Here is a 19,583-nt window from a genome sequence, read left to right on the forward strand (position 1 = left end):
TCCTTTTCCTCTCAGCGTGTATCAAAAAAGAACCCCCAATCACGGAGGTTCTAGACTTAATGAACATTAAAATATCGAGCTTCAGGGTGGGAGACGACGATCGCTGAAACAGATGCTTCAGGTTCCATCATGAATCCTTCTGTCAGATGGATGCCGATTTTTTCGGGCTGAAGCAGCTTGAACAGCTTTTCTTGGTCCTCAAGATTTGGACACGCTGGATAACCAAAGGAATAGCGCTGCCCTTGATATTTCGCTTGGAATCGTTTTTCCATTGTAAAATCGACTGGGTCAGGGAAGCCCCATTTGTCACGAATCACTTGGTGGGTTCTTTCAGCTAATCCTTCTGCAAGCTCAAGTGCCAGAGCTTGGACAGCATGCATTTTTAAATAATCTCCTTCCTGCTTAAATTGCTGCGCGACTTCACGTATACGCGCGCCAGCTGTGACGGCGAATAAGGCAATATAATCTTTCTCGTTTTCATCACTTTTCCGTACATAATCAGAAATGGAGCGGTACGGGAGCTTCTCCTGCCTTGGAAATTGGAACGTTTCAATGATGCGGTCAGGCTTTTTGGGATCATAAATATGCAAATCATTTCCGTCTGAACCGGCAGGGAAGAATTGATACACAAATGCTGGCGCAAACCAGTTTTTCTCTCTGCCTTCGTTTAGAAGATCCGTGACAAGCTGTTTTAATTCCAATGCTTTTGGGTGCTGTTCAGCTAATAAGGTTTTGACCTTTCCCTTTAAACCGAGATGATGACCAATGAGCATTTGTTCATTCACATAAGGCATAATATGATGCAAATCGATGTCCCTCACATAATGGCGTGCGGTATCTTCTGGCGTAAATACCGGTGCCTGAGGAAGGGCTGCGCGTTTTTCTAGTAATTCAATGACAGCTTTCGGCTGCTTTCCTTCTTTCTCCTTGAAAGGTGCCACTTGCTCCTCTTCGGGCTTTGTTTGAAATTGCAGTGGATTCGCTTTTAACTCATTGGCTAATGACAGACCGTCCATGGCATCTTTTGCATAAAGAACAGGTCCATCATAATGAGGCGAAATTTTCATTTTCGTAAATTTGCGAGAAAGGGCAGCACCGCCGACCAAAATAGGAACAGAAATATTGGCCTTTTGTAAATCCTGAGCGGTTAATACCATTTGCTGTGCGGACTTTACAAGTAAGCCTGATAATCCGATCATATCTGGTTTTTCCTTTTGCACAGCTTCAATCAATGTTTGAGGTGTCACCTTGATGCCGAGGTCGACTACTTGAAAGCCGTTATTGCTCAAAATGATGTCTACAAGGTTTTTCCCGATATCATGGACATCTCCTTTTACGGTCGCAAGAAGAATCTTTCCTTTCCCGCTGGCATGCTGCTTTTCCATATATTGCTCAAGGAACGAAACAGATGCTTTCATGACCTCTGCTGATTGAAGCACCTCGGCGACAATCAGTTCGTTTTGATTAAAAAGACGACCAACCTCAGCCATTCCCTGCATTAACGGACCATTGATAATATGAAGCGGCGATTCATATTGCTCCAAAGCAAGGGATAAATCATCGATGAGACCTTCTTTCGTTCCTTCGACGACGTAGAGCGCCAGCCTTTCATCAAGTGATAAGGAGACCTTTGGTTTTTTCTCCGTTTTCTTTTTGCCGCGGTAAAACTGGGTGAATTCAGCCAGTGTTTGGTCATTTGTTTCATAAAGCAAGGTTTCAGCTAGTTTGATTTCTTCCTTTGGAATGGATGCGAAGCGCTCAAGCTTTTCCGTATTCACGATGGCATAGTCAAGTCCTGCTTGCACGCAGTGATACAAATAGACGGCATTTAAGATTTCTCTGCCAACAGGCGGAAGTCCGAAAGATACATTGCTGATGCCTAAAATGGTGAGGCACTCGGGCAGGGTTTCCTTGATCATTTTAATGCCTTTGATCGTTTCTTCAGCGGCGCCAATATATTGCTCGTCTCCAGTGCCTACAGGAAAGACAAGCGGATCAAAAATAATGTCACTTGCAGGAATTCCATATTTCTTCGTTAACAAATCATGCGAACGTATAGCAATTTCAAGCTTTCGTTCTGCTGTCACAGCCATTCCTATTTCATCAATTGTGCCAACAACAAGTGCACCGCCATATAGCTTCACAAGAGGTAGAATCTCTTCAAAACGTTCCACGCCATCCTCAAGATTAATAGAATTGATGATGGCTTTCCCTTGAGAATAGGTGAGTGCCTTTTCAATCACGTGTTTATCCGTTGAATCAATGACAAAAGGAGCTTTCACCTTTTTCATCGCTTCTTGTAAAAAGCCTTCCATGTCTGCTGCCTCATCACGGTCTGGATCGGCGAGACACACATCAACGACGTGAGCGCCATTTTTCACCTGAGCACGAGCAATTTCTGCTGCTTCTTCAAACTTTTGTTCCGCAATGAGCCGTTTGAATTTGCGAGAACCAATGACATTGGTCCGTTCGCCTACAAAAAGAGGACGCATTGAATCCTCATAAATAAGGGGCTCAATTCCTGATACGGTATGCTGCGGTGATTCGCGAGTGATATGACGCGGCTGAATCGTGCGTACTTCATCTGACAATGCTTGAATATGTGCAGGTGTCGTTCCGCAACAGCCGCCGACAATATTTAACCAGCCTTCCTTAGCAAAGGCGGCGATTTTTTTAGCAAGAGAAGCAGGGGATTCATGATATTGGCCTTCTTCATCTGGGAGACCAGCATTCGGATAGCAGCTCACCGCTGACTTTGCGATGGAGGAGAGCGTGCGGATGTGGTCTGTCATAAATTCTGGACCAGTCGCACAGTTCAGGCCCACACTGATGGGTTTCATATGCTCAAGAGAGATATAAAAGGCTTCGATATCCTGACCAGCAAGGGTGGTGCCCATCGGTTCAATCGTTCCTGATACCATGAGTGGTAATTGAATGCCTGCCTTCTGAAAGGCTTCCTGAATTCCTTTGAAACCAGCTTTTACATTCAGCATGTCTTGGCTTGTTTCTAAAAGAAGGGCATCACACTTTCCGTCAATTAGAGCGCGGGCCTGTTCTTCATAGTTTCTGACGAGCTCACTGAAGGTTGTGCCGCCTGTTACAGATAATGTTTTCGTTGTTGGGCCCATTGCGCCTACAACAAAACGTGGCTTATCCGGTGTGGAGAAACGGTCTGCTTCAGCCTTTGCCAGCTGTGCAGCTCGAACATTGAGTTCATAGGCAAGGTGGCCAAGCCCATATTCATCAAGGACGAGCTTTGTCGCGCCGAACGTATTTGTTTCAATGAGATCGGCACTTGCTTCGAGGTATTCCCTATGGATCGCACGGATGATGTGAGGGGCTGTCATATTCAAATACTCGTTACAGCCCTCATACTCTTCTCCGCCAAAGTCCTCTGCTGTCAGGTTGGCGTTTTGAATCATTGTGCCCATTGCACCATCAAGGACGAGGATGCGTTTTTTGAGCTGTTCAGTGATAGTTGACATGGATGTTAGACTCCTTTTCTTTCTGATGGATGTAGGTGGTCAGTTCTGCTGTTAAATCTGATCGAAGGAAAGGAGTAATTAAATAAATGCCATTAAACAATTCGCAGGCTGTATCTAATAAAGAGCGAGCAATCGCTAAACCTTCTGCTCGCTGCTTTTCTTTATCCTCGCCAGCCTTAGCCATAATGTCACGAATAGAATCAGATAATTTGATGCCGGGAATTTCGTGATGAATAAACTCTGCATTTCGGCTGCTTGTTAACGGCATAATGCCGATGTAAATAGGTTTATCCAAGTGGCGGCTTTCCTCATGAATTTTCACAAGCTGTTCTTCAGAATAAACAGGCTGTGAAATAAAATAATCAGCGCCGTATTCGATTTTTTTCTCAAGACGTTTGACCGCTTTATCTATATGACGCACATTTGGGTTAAACGCGCCAGCCACTGAAAAATTGGTCTTTTTGCCAAGAGGCTTTCCTGAGAAAGAAAGGCCTTCATTAAATTGCTTGATGAGACGAATCAAATCAAAGGAGGTTAAATCATAGACAGATGTTGCACCTGGGAAGTCTCCAATTTTAGATGGATCGCCTGTGATCGCTAAAATATCGGTTAATCCAAGGGTGTCGAGCCCCATTAAATGGGATTGTAGCCCAATCAAATTACGGTCGCGGCATGTGATATGAACAAGAGAACGCATATCAAGCTGCTGCTTTAATAATGCGCCGCAAGCGACATTGCTAATGCGCGGAGTCGCTAGAGAATTATCGGCTAAAGTCAACGCATCAATGCCAGCATTCTTTAATTCATTTGCAGCGACGAGAAATCTTTCGAAGTTCAGCTTCTTCGGTGGATCGAGCTCTACGATAATCGATCGTTTTTTCACAGCCAGCTCATCAAGACCTGGTTCAGTGCGCTGATCTTGGATGGAAATGATTTCTTCTTTTAACACCTTCACTTCTTTTTCAGTAATCGGTGCTAAATCTTTGACCGCTTCAGCCATTGCGCTAATATGTTGAGGTGTTGTTCCACAGCAGCCTCCGATAATGCGTGCGCCCTGATTTCTAAATTCAAGTGCACTTTTTCGGAAATAATCGTTATCAGTATCATAGACGAGTCTGCCTTCTTCAAGAGAGGGGAGACTGCTGTTAGGATAGACAGATAAATGCGAATTTTCTAAAAGTGGAACGCCTTCGAGTGCCTGAATCATGTGATAAGGGCCCAGCCTGCAGTTGATGCCGACGACATCTGCACCAAGAGATGATAACTCAGATAAACCATCCTTCAGCGGGGTACCATCCTGCAAAACGCCTTGTTCATGCATAGAGACATTCATGACAATCGGGAGAGTCGTTTCTTTGCGAGCAATTTGGAGAACAGCCTTCGCTTCTTCTATGTCATAATACGTTTCAAGCAATAATCCGTCAGGCTCTTCATTTAATAGGATGTACAGCTGCTCTCTAAAGCTTCGTTTGATTTCTTCTATAGAGTAGGCATTTTTGTTAAACGTTCGAATGCCGCCAATTGTTCCGAGAACATAAGCAGAGCCAGCGGCTGCTTTTGCAATTTGTACCGCTTTTGTATTGATGCGTTTCGTTTCTTCCTCTAAGCCGTAGCGGGATAGTTTAATATAATTCGCACCGTATGTGTTCGTTTGGATGATGTCAGCGCCTGCCTGCACATATGCTTCGTGCACGCGTTTCACTTCATCCTCTTTCGATAAATTTAATTCTTCAAAACAGCGGTCAATGCCGTAAGAGTATAAAAGTGTTCCCATCGCTCCATCAGCTATCAGCACGCGATTTTGTAAGTCTTGTAATAGGCCCATTGTATTCCTCCTTATTTCTATGTAACAAAAAAAGCCTTCTGATAAGAAGAAGACTTTTTGGCTGTATCGTAATTCTTCTCCTTATCTTCCAAGCAGTTGCTTGCTGGATTTAGCACCTTGGTCATAGAAAATAGATTTCTACTACACCGGTTGCTGAGGCTTCACAGGGCCAGTCCCTCTGCCTCTCTTGATAAGAAAGCAATATGAACATGTCAATGAATTGAACTTCCATCAACTGTAACGAAAAATGCAGAAATAATCAATGGAAAATTTGAAATTTATCGAAAATTTATAAATTGGACATCAATCGGCAAATCAGCCTTACGCATAAGAGAAATAACCTCTTGTAAATCATCTTTATTTTTCCCTGTCACACGCACTTGGTCATCCTGAAATTGTGATTTCACTTTGATGCCAGACTGCTTGATGAGTGCGTTGATCTTTTTAGCGTTGTCTTGATCAATCCCGCTGATCAGCTTCGCACGCTGGCGTACTGTACCGCCAAGAGCATGCTCGGTTTTTCCGTAATCGATGTTTTTAGTTGGCACATTTCGTTTGATCAGCTTTGTCACAAGTACATCTTTTAGCTGCTCAAGCTTGAAGTCATCATCAGAAATGAGAACAAGTTCTTCTTTTTCGAGAGAAATATCACTTTTACTTCCTTTAAAATCATAACGGTTTTTAATTTCTTTCAGCGCTGCTTGAACAGCGTTTTGCACCTCAGGCAGTTCGACCTTCGATACAATGTCAAATGAGCTTTCTTTTGCCATGACACATGACCTCCAAGTATTGATATTGCATCTATTTTATCATGCCAATAGGCGAAGAAGAAACTTTATCGAAGAGATGAGGCAAAGAGTTCAGCCGGCTGCGGTATAAATCGTGACCAGTTTGTCCACTTTAGCTAACAGAACTAGAGATGTTCATGCGGGGAGAAGTATAGTAGAATAAAGTGAATCAAAAGATGAACGAACGCTCTTTTATGGGCAGATAGGAAGGAAGAGAACATGAGACCAGGTGAGCAACTGACCTTGCAAATAGAGAACGAAATGGAATACGGCTACTTTTTGACAGATGGTGAAGATTCGGTTCTCCTGCACCGCAGTGAAATGACAGAGGATCTTGATGACCGAGATGAAGTAGAGGTCTATTTATATGTAGATCATGAAGAAAGACTCGCTGCCACAATGAAAATTCCTACAATTAACGCACATACATATGGCTGGGTAGAAGTTGTAGACGTGGTAGAAGACATGGGCGCATTTGTCGATGTTGGACTGTCAAAGGATGCACTTGTGGCAACAGAACACCTTCCGCCATTTGAGGAAGCATGGCCGAAAAAAGGAGACAAACTCTACTGTATGCTGAAAGTCACAAGTTACGGCAGAATGTTCGCAAAACCAGCCACAGAAGACGTGATCAGTGAATTGTTTACTGAGGCACCAGAAACCTTAATGAACAAAGAAATTACTGGAACAATCTATCGTTTAATTGCGACAGGTTCTTTTATGCTGACAGAAACAGGCGTGCGAGGGTTTATTCACCGCACGGAACGAAAGGAAGAACCAAGACTAGGATCGACCGTTACAGGACGCGTTATTGCAGTGAAAGAGGATGGAACCGTGAACGTTTCTCTTCTTCCTAGAAAACAGGATGCATTATCTGTCGATGCAGAAGAAATTTTAACCTATATGAGAACAAGAAACGGCGCCATGCCTTACGGAGACAAAAGTGATCCAGAGGATATCCGCGAAAGATTTCAAATGAGCAAAGCAGCCTTTAAACGAGCACTAGGTCATCTGATGAAAAATGATCTCGTTTATCAAAAAGAAGGCTGGACATACGAGAAAAAGTGAGCATTTGCTCACTTCAGCGTGCAGACAAACCCTCGCATTCGGTGTCAGTCCTGCGTGCCGGTGCTCACGAATGTCAAATTCGCTCCGCTCCGGTACTCGTCCCTCCTAGGGCTGCAAAGGTTTTCAGGTCACGCTGAAAAGAAGACAAAGTTCTAAAATAAAGTTCATTTTAGCCCTTTGTCAATGATCTAAAAGTGAGCATTTGCTCACTTTTTTATTTTTGTCTTAAATAATGGATTTTTTCTATGAAAAAAGTCATGAAAACCTTCACTATATCATTGAAACAACGCCCCTCAAATCCGATAAAAAAGGAGTAAGGATGATAAAAGGAGTGTGTTTTTGGATGAAAGTGAAGATTTCATTGCTTCTGATGGCAGCCATGCTTATGGTGCTCGCCGCATGCGGTAATCAACAGGAGGGGTCGCCAAAATCAACTGCGAAGCATATTGGCGTTATGCTCACAGATGATGGTCTTGGTGATCAATCATTTAACGATTCATCATTTAAAGGATTAGAAAAAGCACGTGATGAGCTTGGCATTGAATTTGATTATAGAGAAATTGCAGAAACTGATACATATGAAAAAGGGCTGACAGAACTCGTAAAAGATGGTAATGATCTTATTATCGGTGTAGGTTTTAGTATGCAAGAAGACCTAGAAAAAGTCGCAAAGAAATATCCGAAGAAGCAGTTTCTTCTGATCGATGCCGTATCTGAGCTGAAAAATGTGACCTCTGTGACGTTTAAAGAAGAGGAAGGCAGCTATTTAGCAGGTGCACTTGCTGCGATGACAACGAAAAGCGATGTCATTGGATTTGTTGGCGGTGTTGATGCAGACGTCATTCATCGTTTTGAAAAAGGGTTCCAAAAAGGCGCTAAATCAGTCAATCCAAAAATCAAAATCTTATCTACCTATGCCGGTACATTTAGTGATGCAGGCAAGGGCGGTAAAATAGCCAAAGATATGATCAAAAAGAAAGCAGACGTTTTATATGCTGCAGCCGGTTATTCAGGTGTTGGTGTATTAAAAGAAGCGCAATCGCAAGGCAAATATGCCATTGGTGTTGACAGCGATCAGTACTATACTGCAGAAAAAGCTGTGATTTCATCTATGGTAAAAAAAGTCGATGAAGTGGTCTATCAATTCAGCGAACAGGTCGTCAAGAACAATCAAATTAAAAGCGGACATGTTGTCTATGACTTAAGCAATGATGGAATCGATATGGCAAAAATCCGGATCTTAAAAAATGCTGAGACACTGACCAAAAAATTAAATGGTCTGAAGCAGACGCTTCTAAAAGAAGAGGGGGGCGCATCATGAGCTTACGCGTCAAAATTTTACTCAACTCACTTATCTCACTTCTTTTAGCAGTTGGCGTCATCGCCTTTATCATTGTCAGCATGACAAAGATCCAATCATCAAATGAAGCAGATGTCCAAACCTTATTAAACGTACAAAAAACGAAGGCAAGCTTTGAAAGTGTCGAGCAAGCGATGACCAATTATTCGATGACACTTTCAGATGAACAGCTAGAGATCGTTCAAAACGATATTTCTACAGCAAAAAAACAGCTGCAAACGTTAAACAAGCATGCAGGAAATTTGAACAAAGAGGCATTAACAAGGTTAAATTCAAAATATGACACATGGACCAAAGAAGCCAACAATGCCATTGGCGAAAAAAACGCCTCGGATGCAAGACGTGTGGCAGCAAGAATTGATGGCGTTTTAAACGATGTGCATACGATGAATAAAAGAGCAGAAGAAGCGTATAAACAAAATCTAGAGGATGCAGCAGACAATGTACAATGGATTATTACAAGTGCACTCGTCTCAGCCCTCACACTGATTGTCATTGCCGTCTTTTTGAATATGGGGTTAACGCGATCCATCGTGACACCTATCAAATCACTATCCTACAGAGCAAAGCAGATCGCAGAAGGGAATCTTGCTGTGGAGCGGACAGATATTCAGCGTAAGGATGAAATCGGCGGCTTGAATGAATCCTTTAATCAAATGACAGATCAGTTGATTAGTTTGATTAAAGAAATTAGCCATGTCTCAAGCCGAGTAGAGACATTCTCGATCCACCTGAATGATGAAAATAAAAAGATGATGGAATCTGCCAATCAAGTATCTGTCTCAACAGACGAAATGGCCAATGGGTCACAAGCGATTTCAGAAGATCTCCAGCATGGCGTCAGCTTGATTGAGAAAATGGACCAGCATGGACGTAAAAATTCTGAACGCTCACAAACGGTCATCCGCAGTACAGAGGATGCCATTGAAGCCGTAGAAAGCGGAAAGCACACGTTAACAGAAACAAAATCAGCGATTGAAAAAAATACACATGCCACGAGACAAATCGAAGAATCAGCAGGAGAATTCACGCAATACGCCAGCGGAATCTCGGCCATGGCCAAAACGGTTTCTGACATTGCGGATCAAACAAACTTACTTTCCTTAAACGCAGCCATTGAAGCGGCAAGGGCAGGCGAAGCTGGAAAAGGCTTTGCCGTTGTAGCAGATGAAATTCGCAAGCTTGCCGATGAATCGTCAAATGCAACAAGACAAATTTTTGACATGGTCAGTCATATTGAAAGAGGGATTCAATCCATTAGTCAAACGGTTCAAGAAGGGGTCAAGCTTTCACTTCAGCAGCAGGATGCGATGGACAAAACCTCACACTCCTTTGAAGATATAGAAACAAAAGCGCAGCATATTAAACAAGAAATGGCGGTCTTAAATGACCAAATTATCCAATCAACAGAACTTGGCGGACAAGTACTGCACTCGATTGAAAATATTAGTGCAGTAGTAGAAGAAACAGCAGCTGGCAGCGAAGAAATTTCTGCCTCAGCCAATGAACAGCTGCAATCGTTCCATCAAATGAACAAACAAGTCGAAGAATTGATGAGTATGACGGCAAGGTTAAATGAAACCGTCCAGCGATTTAAACTTTCATAAGAAAAGCACCCTTCCCGTGTTGTGTCAGGGAAGGGTGCTTTTTATGATCATTTGCCTGTAAAAAAGATCGCAAGCGTGCTAGGTCCTGAATGGGACCCCACAGCGGCGCCGATGATATGAACATCAATTTCTTTAGGATGAAATTCGTCTTCAATCAGTTGTTTCATGTCTTCTGCAAGTGCAGGATCATCACCATGACTAATGCCAACCGTTTGATTAGGCCAATCCGTTCCGCGTTCTTTCATTAGTTCAATAATACGTTTCAGCAGCTTTTTACGTCCGCGGATTTTTTCTAGTGGGATGAGTTTTCCATCTTCGACATGTAAAATGGGTTTAATGCTTAACAAACCGCCAACAAATGCGGACGCTTTACTGATTCTTCCGCCTCTTGCTAAATACGTTAAATCGTCTACAGTAAAAATATGTTGTAAAGATTCACAAAAATGCTTTACAGACGTTTCAATTTCTTGTATTGTATTTCCGTCAATGGCAAGTGATTGAGCGTGTTTGACAGCAAGCCCATAGCCGAGTGAAGCGCATTTAGAATCAATGATTCGTAAATCAAAATCAGGATATTCTTCCTTCACTTCATTTGCCATCATCATAGCTGTCTGATATGTACCTGAAAGCTCTGATGAAAAAGCGACATAGATGGCAGATGTATGGGTTTGAGCGGCAGAGACAAAGGCTTCCTTGATTCGGTTTGGTGAAGCCTGTGACGTTTTTGGACTGGCTCCTTGTCTCATCGCATCAAATACTTGTTTTGGTTCAATGGTGATCAAATCCTCAAATTCCTGCTCGCCAAGCAACACGCGGAGCGGAATGAGTGTTATGTTATGTTCATCATAATAAGAAAGAGGCAGATCAGCAGCACTGTCTGCTATGATATGAACAGTCATATAAATCCCTTCTTTCTAAAAAATAAGCCATATTTTACATCTTTTTAGCCTAACTATATCATAGAAATCATCTTTTCGTGTTCAAATTCTAAATTTTAGGGAAAACCATAGAGAGAATGGTAAGTGGAGGAATGACAACATGTTCATTGGAGAAGCAAAAAAACTCATTGTCGTCGTAATTGGTGCATTACTCAATGCGATTGGACTGAATTTATTCTTAATCCCAGCTGACGTATATGCGAGCGGTTTTACAGGGGTAGCCCAGCTGCTATCCAGCTTAATCGATCAATATGCGCCATTTTATGTATCAACAGGGATTCTATTATTTATTTTAAACATTCCAGTCGGCATTTTAGGCTGGATGAAAGTTGGCCGTTCCTTTACTTTGTACAGCATCATCAGTGTTGCACTAACAACCATTTTCCTTGGCGTTTTACCAGAAACGAGTGTTTCCCATGATATTTTATTAAATGCTGTGTTTGGCGGTGTCATATCCGCCGTAGGGATTGGGATCACGCTCAAATACGGGGCATCGACAGGTGGACTCGACATCGTTGCTATGGTATTAGCAAAATGGAAAGACAAACCAGTTGGCACGTATTTCTTCATTTTAAATGGAATCATCATTTTTACAGCAGGATTATTACAAGGTTGGGAGAAAGCATTATATACGCTTGTCACATTATATGTGACCACAAGGGTCATTGATGCCATCCATACAAGACATGAGAAGCTGACCGCGATGATTGTGACGAAAAAAGCAGATGAAATCAAAGAAGCCATTTACGGAAAAATGGTCAGAGGTATTACGACTGTACCTGCAAAAGGCGCATTCACCAACGAGCAAAAGGAAATGATGGTGATCGTCATTACAAGGTATGAGTTGTATGAACTTGAACAAATTATTAAAGAAGTCGATCCAAAAGCCTTTACAAATATTGTACAGACAACCAATATTCTTGGATTTTTCAGACGAGATTAAAAGGTGGGTAGCAGATGAAAAAAGGGTTGGTACTTCTTCTCATTCTATTGTTTTTAGCCGCTTGTGGACAACAAAAAAAGGATGAACCAGACAAGGAGGTTTCCGGTCAAATGGGAGAAAAAACGGTTTTACTCACAGTAGACCCCGTCCAGAAAGGTTCTTCAGTTCAATTTAACATGTCACTGAAAAATGAATCAGATCGAGATATTGAATTTACCTTTAACACAAGCCAAAAATTCGAGCTCAGTGTGTATGACGAAAACGGGAACGAACAATATCGCTATTCGAAAGACCGTATGTTCACACAGGCCATCCAAACTTTTGTGCTGAAAAAAGGCGAGGCCTATGATTTTCAAGACACGTGGTCAAACGGTGTAAAGCCCGGAACATACGAAGCGGTTGTAACGTTTAAAGGAAAAGCAGAAGGGCTGAAACAAATCACGGAGAAGAAAACATTCCAAGTCAAATAAGCATGGGAATTAGAAAAAGCTGTCCATTAAATGGGACAGCTTTTTTATGTCAGAGATCATCAAGCAAGTCTTGGAAGGTATGCAGCTGGTTTCTTTCTGCATCTGTCGAATTGGCAAATGCAGAGGATACGGCATTTTTCGCTCGTTTGACTGCCTGTTGACGCTCTAACCCAGATGAAAATGAAGAAGTAAGAGCTTCTTCAGTAAATGATTTGGCTTGATCAAAAAGTTCGTTTCTCACAATGAACCTCCAGAAGCATCAGTCTTCATATTTCCTCTGTCTGCCGCTTCTTCAAGTGTCGAACGGTAAGGAAAACGTGCATCATGAAGACTGACTGAATCTTTACCTTGTTGTATAAAGCGTTTCGATTTGCTTCTTTTACCCATTCGGAATCCGCCCCTTTACACAAGCTGACAGGACAACCTGTCTAACGGTAGTATGCCCGCTTCCATCTGCTATGTATGAATGGAAAAATTAAAGCGAGAAGTAATTCGTTAGAAACTTTGCAATCCCGTCTTGTTCATTTGTATCAGTGACTTCATTTGAGACATGTTTCACGGCATCAATTCCGTTGCCCATTGCCACACCGCATCCAGCAAATTCAAGCATTTCTAAATCATTGTCTTCATCTCCGAATGCCACAATCCGCTCCTTAGGAACACCGTAATAATCACTGATCTTTTGCAGTCCAACGGCTTTGTTCATGCCTGTTTTAATGATTTCAATCACGTGCCACGGGGCAGCCCAGCGCCTGTGATCAATCACTTCTGCATGAACATCTGATAAATAGCTTCGAATAGCTCCGACGTCCTCTTCTTTTGCATGAATTAACACGCTCGTCACATTCTCTCCAAGGTTGTCCCTTAGGTCCCCAACAGTGACTTTGTTTGCATTCATATTAAAGATATCAATGAGTTTTTCATCATGATAATGGAAATACAAATCGTCTAACACTTCAGCTAACACATTGTGCACTTTATACTCTTCACTAATGTCTACAAGCTGTTTGACCACTTGAAGATCAAGTGACGTATGAAATCTGCCCCATTTTTCATCAAGAGGATGATGGACAAACGCTCCGTTAAAATTCACAATTGGTGAATCAAGCTGTAATTGCTGATAATAAGGAGAGCTGGATCGAAATGGCCGGCCTGTTGATATACAGACGTGATGCCCGCTGTCTCTCACTTTTTGAATGACGTCAAGTGTGTGCGCAGAAATGGTTTTATCATCTTTTAATAATGTGCCATCCAGGTCAAGTGCGATTAGATAAGGTTTAGTCTCCATAAAATCTCCTTTGATCTGTAAGTGATAGGAGGCAATTCATGTTAGCGCCTCTTTCTATAGTGTATCTTTATCACATCTTTGTTGTCTACATGTTAAAATAAACAAAGACGTGAATGATAAAGGAGGATTCATAGGCTGTGATCACCATTGATGAGCAAATTACGCGCGATATTCCATTTTTACATATCGTAAAAGCTGAAAATAAAGACAAACCGCTGCCGCTTGTATTTTTTATTCACGGATTTACAAGTGCACGAGAGCATAATTTACACTTCGCCTTCCATCTGGCGGAAAAAGGCATGAGAGTCATTTTGCCTGACTGTGCTTATCATGGTGTAAGATCAGAAAACCTCAGCTTAGAGGAACTGGCATCAAAGTTCTGGGAAATTGTCCTGAACGAAATTCGTGAAATCGATATACTCAAAACATACTTTCAAGAAAAACAATTGATTGAAGCCGATTTGATAGGCGTTGCAGGTACTTCCATGGGCGGCATCACCACCTTTGGTGCACTTGCCAAGCATGATTGGATCAAAGCCGCTGTCAGCCTGATGGGGAGTCCGAACTATACGACGTTTCTAAAAGCACAGATCATGGACATGCGTCACAAAGGGTTGATGAAAGACATTACAGACGAAGAGGTTCATCTGCAATTAGACGCCCTGCGCCCATATGATTTAACGCTGCAAACGGATCGATTAAACAAAAGACCGCTGTTATTCTGGCATGCAGAAAATGATCCTGTAGTCCCGTACAGGCACGCAAAATCCCTATACGATGAGTTAGCGTCCACACAATATAAGCAGGATCCGCACCTGATTCGCTTTATCACTGATGGACAAGCTGGCCATAAGGTCTCAAGACAAGCGATGTTTGAAACGATTGACTGGTTTGTGACTCATCTGAAAAGCACAAACGTTTAGTCATAAGAAAAAGTACGTTATACTAATGGAAAAAGGAGTGGATATCATGGATGAAGCATTGAAAGAAAATATTTTAGGCGCCCTAGAACAGGTGATTGACCCTGAGCTGAATGTCGACATCGTCAACCTTGGACTTGTCTATGATGTCGATCTTGATGAGAATGGAAAAGCGGATATCACCATGACCTTAACATCAATGGGTTGTCCTCTTGCACCAATTATCGTGGATGAAGTCAAAAAAGCATTGAGTGATCTTCCAGAAGTAAAAGAAACAGAAGTTCACATCGTATGGAATCCGCCTTGGACACGAGACAAAATGTCAAGATACGCAAAAATCGCGCTCGGTATTCAATAAGCACAAAATGAATAATGCCTGGTATGAGATAAACTCATGCCAGGTTTTTTTATGAAAAATTAAGGTGGAGGAAGAGAATGGCTTGATATAATGGATGTAATTTTATAGAACGGAGTACCTATCATGAAACGAAAATGGCTATGGGTCGTTCTTTTGATCGTATATGCTACTGCATTTTTTGTATCAATCACTATACGAGAAGGCCAAACACACAAAAAACAGGATCTTGAGGCTTTTACTGATGTTAGTCATCTCATGCCTGTCAAAATCAAAAAAGTTGTTCAAGGGAAAGAAATAGACACGTTAAAAGAAGTATTGAAAGAAGCAAAAGCAAAACACCTGCCGATTTCTATTGCCGGTAAACAGCATAGTATGGGCGGCCACACATATTATGAAAACGGCATCGTGCTCGATATGACGGAATTCCGCCAGATTTTAGCGTTTGATCCTAAAAAGAAAACGATTCGGGTTCAAAGCGGCGCTACATGGGATGATATACAAAAATATGTGAATCCATATGGTCTTGCTGTGAAGGTAATGCAATCGCAGAATATCTTTACAATTGGCGGATCTTTAAGTGCAAATGCACATGGACGTGACATTCGTTACGGGTCACTCATTGACACAGTTCGCTCATTCAGGCTGTTAAAAGCAGACGGTGAGATTGTCACAGTAAAGCCAGGCGATGATTTATTTACTGCCGTCATTGGGGGATACGGATTATTCGGTGTCATTTTAGATGTTGAACTTTCTTTAACAAAAGATGAACTATATAAAATGGAAACAACCTCTCTAGATTACGATGAGTATACGGATTATTTTCAAAAGCATGTCAAACACAATAAAGAAGTCCGCATGCATCTTGCCAGAATCTCAACAGCGAAAACAAACTTTTTGAAAGAGATGTATGTGACGAATTATTCACTTACTTCACAACAAGGGATTGAATCATATCAAGAACTGAAAGAAGATCAACTCGTCATGCCTTTGAAATTTATGCTCGGCCTTTCAAGAAGATTTGATATGGGAAAAGATCTGCTCTGGAATTTGCAAAAAAAGTATTTCTTAAGTCAAAATGATCAGCTGATCACAAGAAACAATGTGATGCGTTCTGACTCTGCCTTTTTAGAATATGAAAATGAATCCGACACAGATGTGCTGCAGGAATATTTCGTCCCAGTTGACCGTTTTCGTGCGTACATCGATGACATGAGATCCTTTTTACAACAAGAAGATTTGAATCTAATGAATATCACAATACGTTATGTACAAAAAAATGAAAAAGCGGATCTCTCCTATGCGAAACAAGATATGTTTGCACTTGTGCTTTTAGTGAATTACGGGTTCGAAAAAGAAGAGAAGGCGGAAGCCGAGCGAATCATTCGAAAAATGACAGATATCACGCTGCAGCACGATGGAAGCTATTACTTACCGTATATGCCTTATCAAACGAAAGCGCAAATGAAGCGGGCGTATCCTAAAACCGATGTATTCTTCCAAAAGAAAAAACAAGCAGATCCAGATGGCACGTTCACCAACTACTTTTATGAGAGGTACAATACACAATGAATGCAAAAGCAATGAAATGGTTCGTCTACTCACAAAGTCTGCTGTTTTTCGCCAGCAGTTTGATTTTCCCTTTTTACATTCTTTTTATTAAAAATGTTGGGTCAAGCTATTCACAGTTTGGTCTTGCCTACGGCCTGTTTGGTTTAAGCGGAGCATTTATTCATTTACTCTTAGGGAAACTGCCCGAAACCACCGACAAGCGGCTCTTTTTAATCATTCATTCGTTCGGTATGGCGTTTCTTTTGCTGCTTTTTCCGCATATAACAGAAGTGGAGCAAGTGTATATGATTCAGCTGGCACTTGGTGCGCTTGGCGGCTTTCAAAAGCACGGAGAGAAACTGCTCGTCACGGACCTCACAACAGAGAACAAAAGAATGAAAGAAGTCGGTCACTATCATTTTTGGACAGCTCTTTTTTCATCCATCGCCATTATGCTTGGGGGCCTGTTTGCTGATTTCTTTACCGTTTACTTCATTTTTTATGCAAGCTCTATATTATATTTATGCAGTGCGCTCATGGTCATCTATATCAAAAACGAAAGATAAATCCGCATGTCTCATGAAGATATGCGGTTTTTTTGTTGAAAAAAAATGAAAACAAATATTAAATATACAATTGAATTAATTTTTATACATGTTATAATGTTAAATAATTTCACAAAGATCAAGAGGGTGTATTGACGTTGAAAATAGGTATTATAGGTGCTACAGGGTACGGTGGTGCGGAATTGGTTCGTATCTTCAAGCATCACCCGCATGTGGAGGAATGTATATTGTATTCATCAAGTGGTGATGGGCAATCATACAGTCAATCTTATCCACATCTAACAACGATTACTGACCAAACATTAAAAGCCATTGATCCGGCTGCTATTGTGCAAGAGACAGATGCTGTGTTTTTAGCGACTCCAGCAGGCGTATCAAGTGAACTGACGCCAAAGCTTATGAATCAAGGAGTGCCGATCATTGATTTATCAGGTGATTTGCGCATTCAAGATGGAGACACCTATGAAGCTTGGTATAAACGAAGGGCAGCGGATGAAGCATCTGTTCAACAAGCGGTGTACGGTTTATCCGAACTGAATCGTGACAAAATTCAACAAGCTGAAGTGATTGCCAATCCGGGCTGCTTTCCTACCGCAGTTCTTCTCGGTTTAGCACCGCTCATCAAACAGAATGTCATCGATGAATCTATGATTATAATAGATGCAAAAACAGGGGTGTCCGGTGCCGGACGATCTGCCTCACTTGGAACGCATTTTTCAGAACTAAACGATAACTTTAAAATTTATAAGGTGAATGAGCATCAGCATACGCCAGAAATAGAGCAAATATTAAGAGAATGGAATCCGCAGACGGCGAACGTCACATTTTCTACGCATCTTGTCCCGATGACAAGAGGGATTATGGCGACGATGTATACACAGTTAAAAACGGATGTCACAAAAGAAGAATTGATGAAGCGAATGAAAGGCTTTTACGAAGATTCCTATTTTGTCAGAGTGAGAGATCACGGCGTTTATCCACAAACGAAAGAAGTATATGGCAGTAACTTCTGTGATATTGGCTTTCATTTAGATGAGCGAACAGGGAGACTTACAATCGTGTCGGTCATAGACAATCTCATGAAAGGCGCGGCCGGCCAAGCGGTTCAAAACTTCAACATCATCAAAGGCTTACATGAAGAGGCGGGCCTCACAATGACACCTCTTTATCCATAAGAGAACAGGGGAGACAACAAACATGATCGAATTGAATGAAAAAAGCATTGTCAAAATAGACGGTGACGTATCATCACCAAAAGGCTTTGAAGCGAAGGGGATTCACATTGGCTTGCGCTATTCAAAAAAAGACCTTGGCCTCATCGTCAGCGAAGTACCAGCAGCAAGTGCAGCGGTCTACACACAAAGTCACTTTCAAGCTGCGCCTCTCAAAGTCACACAACAAAGCTTAAAAAAGACAGGACAATTAAAAGGTGTCATTGTCAATAGTGCCATCGCCAATGCATGTACTGGTGAGCAGGGATTAAAAGACGCGTACGACATGCAGGCAGCCTGTGCAGATATGTTAGGTGTAGTACCTGATTACATTGCTGTTTCTTCTACTGGTGTCATTGGGGAATGTCTGGAGATGGATAAAATCAAAAAGGGCATCGCCGAGTTAAAAGAAGCAAAAGCCGAAAAAGGCCATTTTGAAGAAGCGATCTTAACGACAGATACTGTCATTAAAAATACAACATACACCCTTACGATAGACGGAAAAGAGATCATCATTTCAGGCGCAGCAAAAGGCTCTGGCATGATTCACCCGAACATGGCGACAATGCTTGGCTTTGTCACAACAGATGCAAATGTCGAACAGGAAGCGTTACAGCAAGCGCTTCGTGACATTACGGATGTGACCTTTAATCAAATTACCGTCGATGGAGAAACGTCGACAAACGATATGGTGCTCGTGATGGCAAATGGCATGGCAGAAAACGATGTACTCAATGAAGAGCATCCAGAATGGCCTTTGTTTAAAGAAGGATTAAAACTAGCTTGTGAGGATTTAGCCAAAGAGATTGCGAGAGATGGAGAAGGTGCAACGAAATTAATTGAAGCGAAAGTCGCTGGTGCTAAAAATAATTTGGAAGCCGGCATCATTGCGAAAAAAATCGTTGGTTCAAGTCTTGTCAAAACCGCCGTATATGGTACGGATGCTAACTGGGGCCGAATCGTTGGAGCCATTGGTCATAGCGCAGCTTCCGTCACTCCGGAAGAGGTAGAAGTTTATTTAGGCGGACAATGTTTATTCAAACACAATGAACCGCAGCCATTCTCAGAAGAGGAAGCAAAAGCATATCTAGAGCAGGATGAGATTACGATTTTCATTCAAATGAGTGAGGGAAATGGTGAAGCAGCAGCTTGGGGCTGTGATCTCACCTATGATTATGTGAAAATTAACGCGAGCTATCGCACATAAA

18 protein-coding genes and 1 riboswitch are annotated in these 19,583 nt (G+C 41.9%); of the genes, 11 read left to right on the forward strand and 7 right to left on the reverse strand.

The genetic code is table 11. The features are described 5' to 3' along the window. Positions 1–56: 56 nt before the first annotated feature. The 3 genes from metH to MHI46_RS05480 form a co-directional block, all read right to left on the reverse strand. A complete protein-coding gene (metH, locus tag MHI46_RS05470) occupies positions 57–3,485 on the reverse strand; it encodes a methionine synthase (protein ID WP_342503159.1) in 3,429 nt (1,142 codons plus the stop codon). Further along, positions 3,469–5,310, reverse strand: a complete 1,842-nt coding sequence (locus MHI46_RS05475; protein WP_059374916.1) for a bifunctional homocysteine S-methyltransferase/methylenetetrahydrofolate reductase — start codon at positions 5,308–5,310, stop codon at positions 3,469–3,471. Before MHI46_RS05475 ends, metH begins: the two co-directional genes overlap by 17 nt. A 78-nt stretch (positions 5,311–5,388) precedes the next feature. Then, a riboswitch (SAM riboswitch) is annotated at positions 5,389–5,507 on the reverse strand. An 81-nt stretch (positions 5,508–5,588) separates the two neighbouring features. Further along, complete coding sequence (locus MHI46_RS05480; RefSeq protein ID WP_012009527.1) at positions 5,589–6,080, reverse strand: YajQ family cyclic di-GMP-binding protein; 492 nt, start codon at positions 6,078–6,080, stop codon at positions 5,589–5,591. Positions 6,081–6,317: 237 nt separating this feature from the next. Between MHI46_RS05480 and MHI46_RS05485 the strand changes: the two genes are divergently transcribed. From MHI46_RS05485 to MHI46_RS05495, 3 genes are all read left to right on the forward strand, one after another. Continuing rightward, positions 6,318–7,166 carry a S1 RNA-binding domain-containing protein gene (locus tag MHI46_RS05485; protein ID WP_212040185.1) on the forward strand — a complete coding sequence of 283 codons (849 nt, stop codon included), beginning with the start codon at positions 6,318–6,320 and terminating at the stop codon, positions 7,164–7,166. Positions 7,167–7,509: 343 nt separating this feature from the next. After that, positions 7,510–8,487, forward strand: a complete 978-nt coding sequence (locus MHI46_RS05490) for a BMP family ABC transporter substrate-binding protein (protein WP_039177730.1) — start codon at positions 7,510–7,512, stop codon at positions 8,485–8,487. Further along, complete coding sequence (locus MHI46_RS05495; RefSeq protein WP_058838835.1) at positions 8,484–10,133, forward strand: methyl-accepting chemotaxis protein; 1,650 nt, start codon at positions 8,484–8,486, stop codon at positions 10,131–10,133. The genes MHI46_RS05490 and MHI46_RS05495 overlap by 4 nt, the downstream gene beginning before the upstream one ends. A gap of 47 nt (positions 10,134–10,180) precedes the next feature. Here MHI46_RS05495 and MHI46_RS05500 read toward each other — a convergent pair whose 3' ends face one another. Next, complete coding sequence (locus MHI46_RS05500; RefSeq protein WP_144491072.1) at positions 10,181–11,032, reverse strand: DegV family protein; 852 nt, start codon at positions 11,030–11,032, stop codon at positions 10,181–10,183. 139 nt (positions 11,033–11,171) lie between these two features. Here MHI46_RS05500 and MHI46_RS05505 point away from each other — a divergent pair, with 139 nt between their 5' ends. Together MHI46_RS05505 and MHI46_RS05510 are read left to right on the forward strand one after the other, a co-directional pair. Then, on the forward strand, positions 11,172–12,014 hold the full coding sequence (locus MHI46_RS05505) for a YitT family protein (protein ID WP_039177740.1): 843 nt from the start codon (positions 11,172–11,174) through the stop codon (positions 12,012–12,014). Positions 12,015–12,028: 14 nt separating this feature from the next. Further along, positions 12,029–12,484, forward strand: coding sequence for a BsuPI-related putative proteinase inhibitor (locus MHI46_RS05510; RefSeq protein WP_059374917.1), 456 nt, complete (start codon positions 12,029–12,031; stop codon positions 12,482–12,484). 49 nt (positions 12,485–12,533) lie between these two features. On the opposite strand, the gene MHI46_RS05515 is transcribed toward MHI46_RS05510, so the two are convergent. The 3 genes from MHI46_RS05515 to MHI46_RS05525 all read right to left on the reverse strand — a co-directional run bounded on the left by MHI46_RS05515 (position 12,534) and on the right by MHI46_RS05525 (position 13,772). Beyond that, positions 12,534–12,725 carry a DUF3813 domain-containing protein gene (locus MHI46_RS05515; protein ID WP_024425070.1) on the reverse strand — a complete coding sequence of 64 codons (192 nt, stop codon included), beginning with the start codon at positions 12,723–12,725 and terminating at the stop codon, positions 12,534–12,536. Continuing rightward, entirely contained in the window at positions 12,722–12,871 is a 150-nt protein-coding gene (locus MHI46_RS05520; RefSeq protein ID WP_126682025.1) for a competence protein, read from the reverse strand. Before MHI46_RS05520 ends, MHI46_RS05515 begins: the two co-directional genes overlap by 4 nt. A gap of 88 nt (positions 12,872–12,959) precedes the next feature. Then, the gene (locus tag MHI46_RS05525) at positions 12,960–13,772 is read right to left on the reverse strand and encodes a Cof-type HAD-IIB family hydrolase (protein WP_144464935.1); all 813 of its coding nucleotides are present in this window, start codon (positions 13,770–13,772) and stop codon (positions 12,960–12,962) included. 137 nt (positions 13,773–13,909) lie between these two features. Between MHI46_RS05525 and MHI46_RS05530 the strand changes: the two genes are divergently transcribed. The 6 genes from MHI46_RS05530 to argJ all read left to right on the forward strand — a co-directional run bounded on the left by MHI46_RS05530 (position 13,910) and on the right by argJ (position 19,582). Then, on the forward strand, positions 13,910–14,695 hold the full coding sequence (locus MHI46_RS05530; RefSeq protein ID WP_047201775.1) for an alpha/beta fold hydrolase: 786 nt from the start codon (positions 13,910–13,912) through the stop codon (positions 14,693–14,695). Positions 14,696–14,741: 46 nt separating this feature from the next. Next, positions 14,742–15,050, forward strand: coding sequence for a metal-sulfur cluster assembly factor (locus MHI46_RS05535; protein ID WP_024425066.1), 309 nt, complete (start codon positions 14,742–14,744; stop codon positions 15,048–15,050). Positions 15,051–15,173: 123 nt separating this feature from the next. Continuing rightward, positions 15,174–16,619, forward strand: coding sequence for an FAD-binding oxidoreductase (locus MHI46_RS05540; protein ID WP_260775786.1), 1,446 nt, complete (start codon positions 15,174–15,176; stop codon positions 16,617–16,619). After that, a complete protein-coding gene (locus MHI46_RS05545; RefSeq protein ID WP_126682023.1) occupies positions 16,616–17,164 on the forward strand; it encodes an MFS transporter in 549 nt (182 codons plus the stop codon). Before MHI46_RS05540 ends, MHI46_RS05545 begins: the two co-directional genes overlap by 4 nt. A gap of 137 nt (positions 17,165–17,301) precedes the next feature. Further along, positions 17,302–18,339, forward strand: coding sequence for an N-acetyl-gamma-glutamyl-phosphate reductase (argC, locus tag MHI46_RS05550; protein WP_064498290.1), 1,038 nt, complete (start codon positions 17,302–17,304; stop codon positions 18,337–18,339). A gap of 22 nt (positions 18,340–18,361) precedes the next feature. Further along, on the forward strand, positions 18,362–19,582 hold the full coding sequence (gene argJ / locus MHI46_RS05555; RefSeq protein WP_126682022.1) for a bifunctional ornithine acetyltransferase/N-acetylglutamate synthase: 1,221 nt from the start codon (positions 18,362–18,364) through the stop codon (positions 19,580–19,582). The last annotated feature ends 1 nt before the right edge of the window (position 19,583 follow it).

The sequence above is a fragment of the Bacillus sp. FSL K6-1000 genome, from assembly GCF_038630785.1.
GTDB classification, from domain to species: Bacteria; Bacillota; Bacilli; order Bacillales; family Bacillaceae; genus Bacillus; species Bacillus safensis.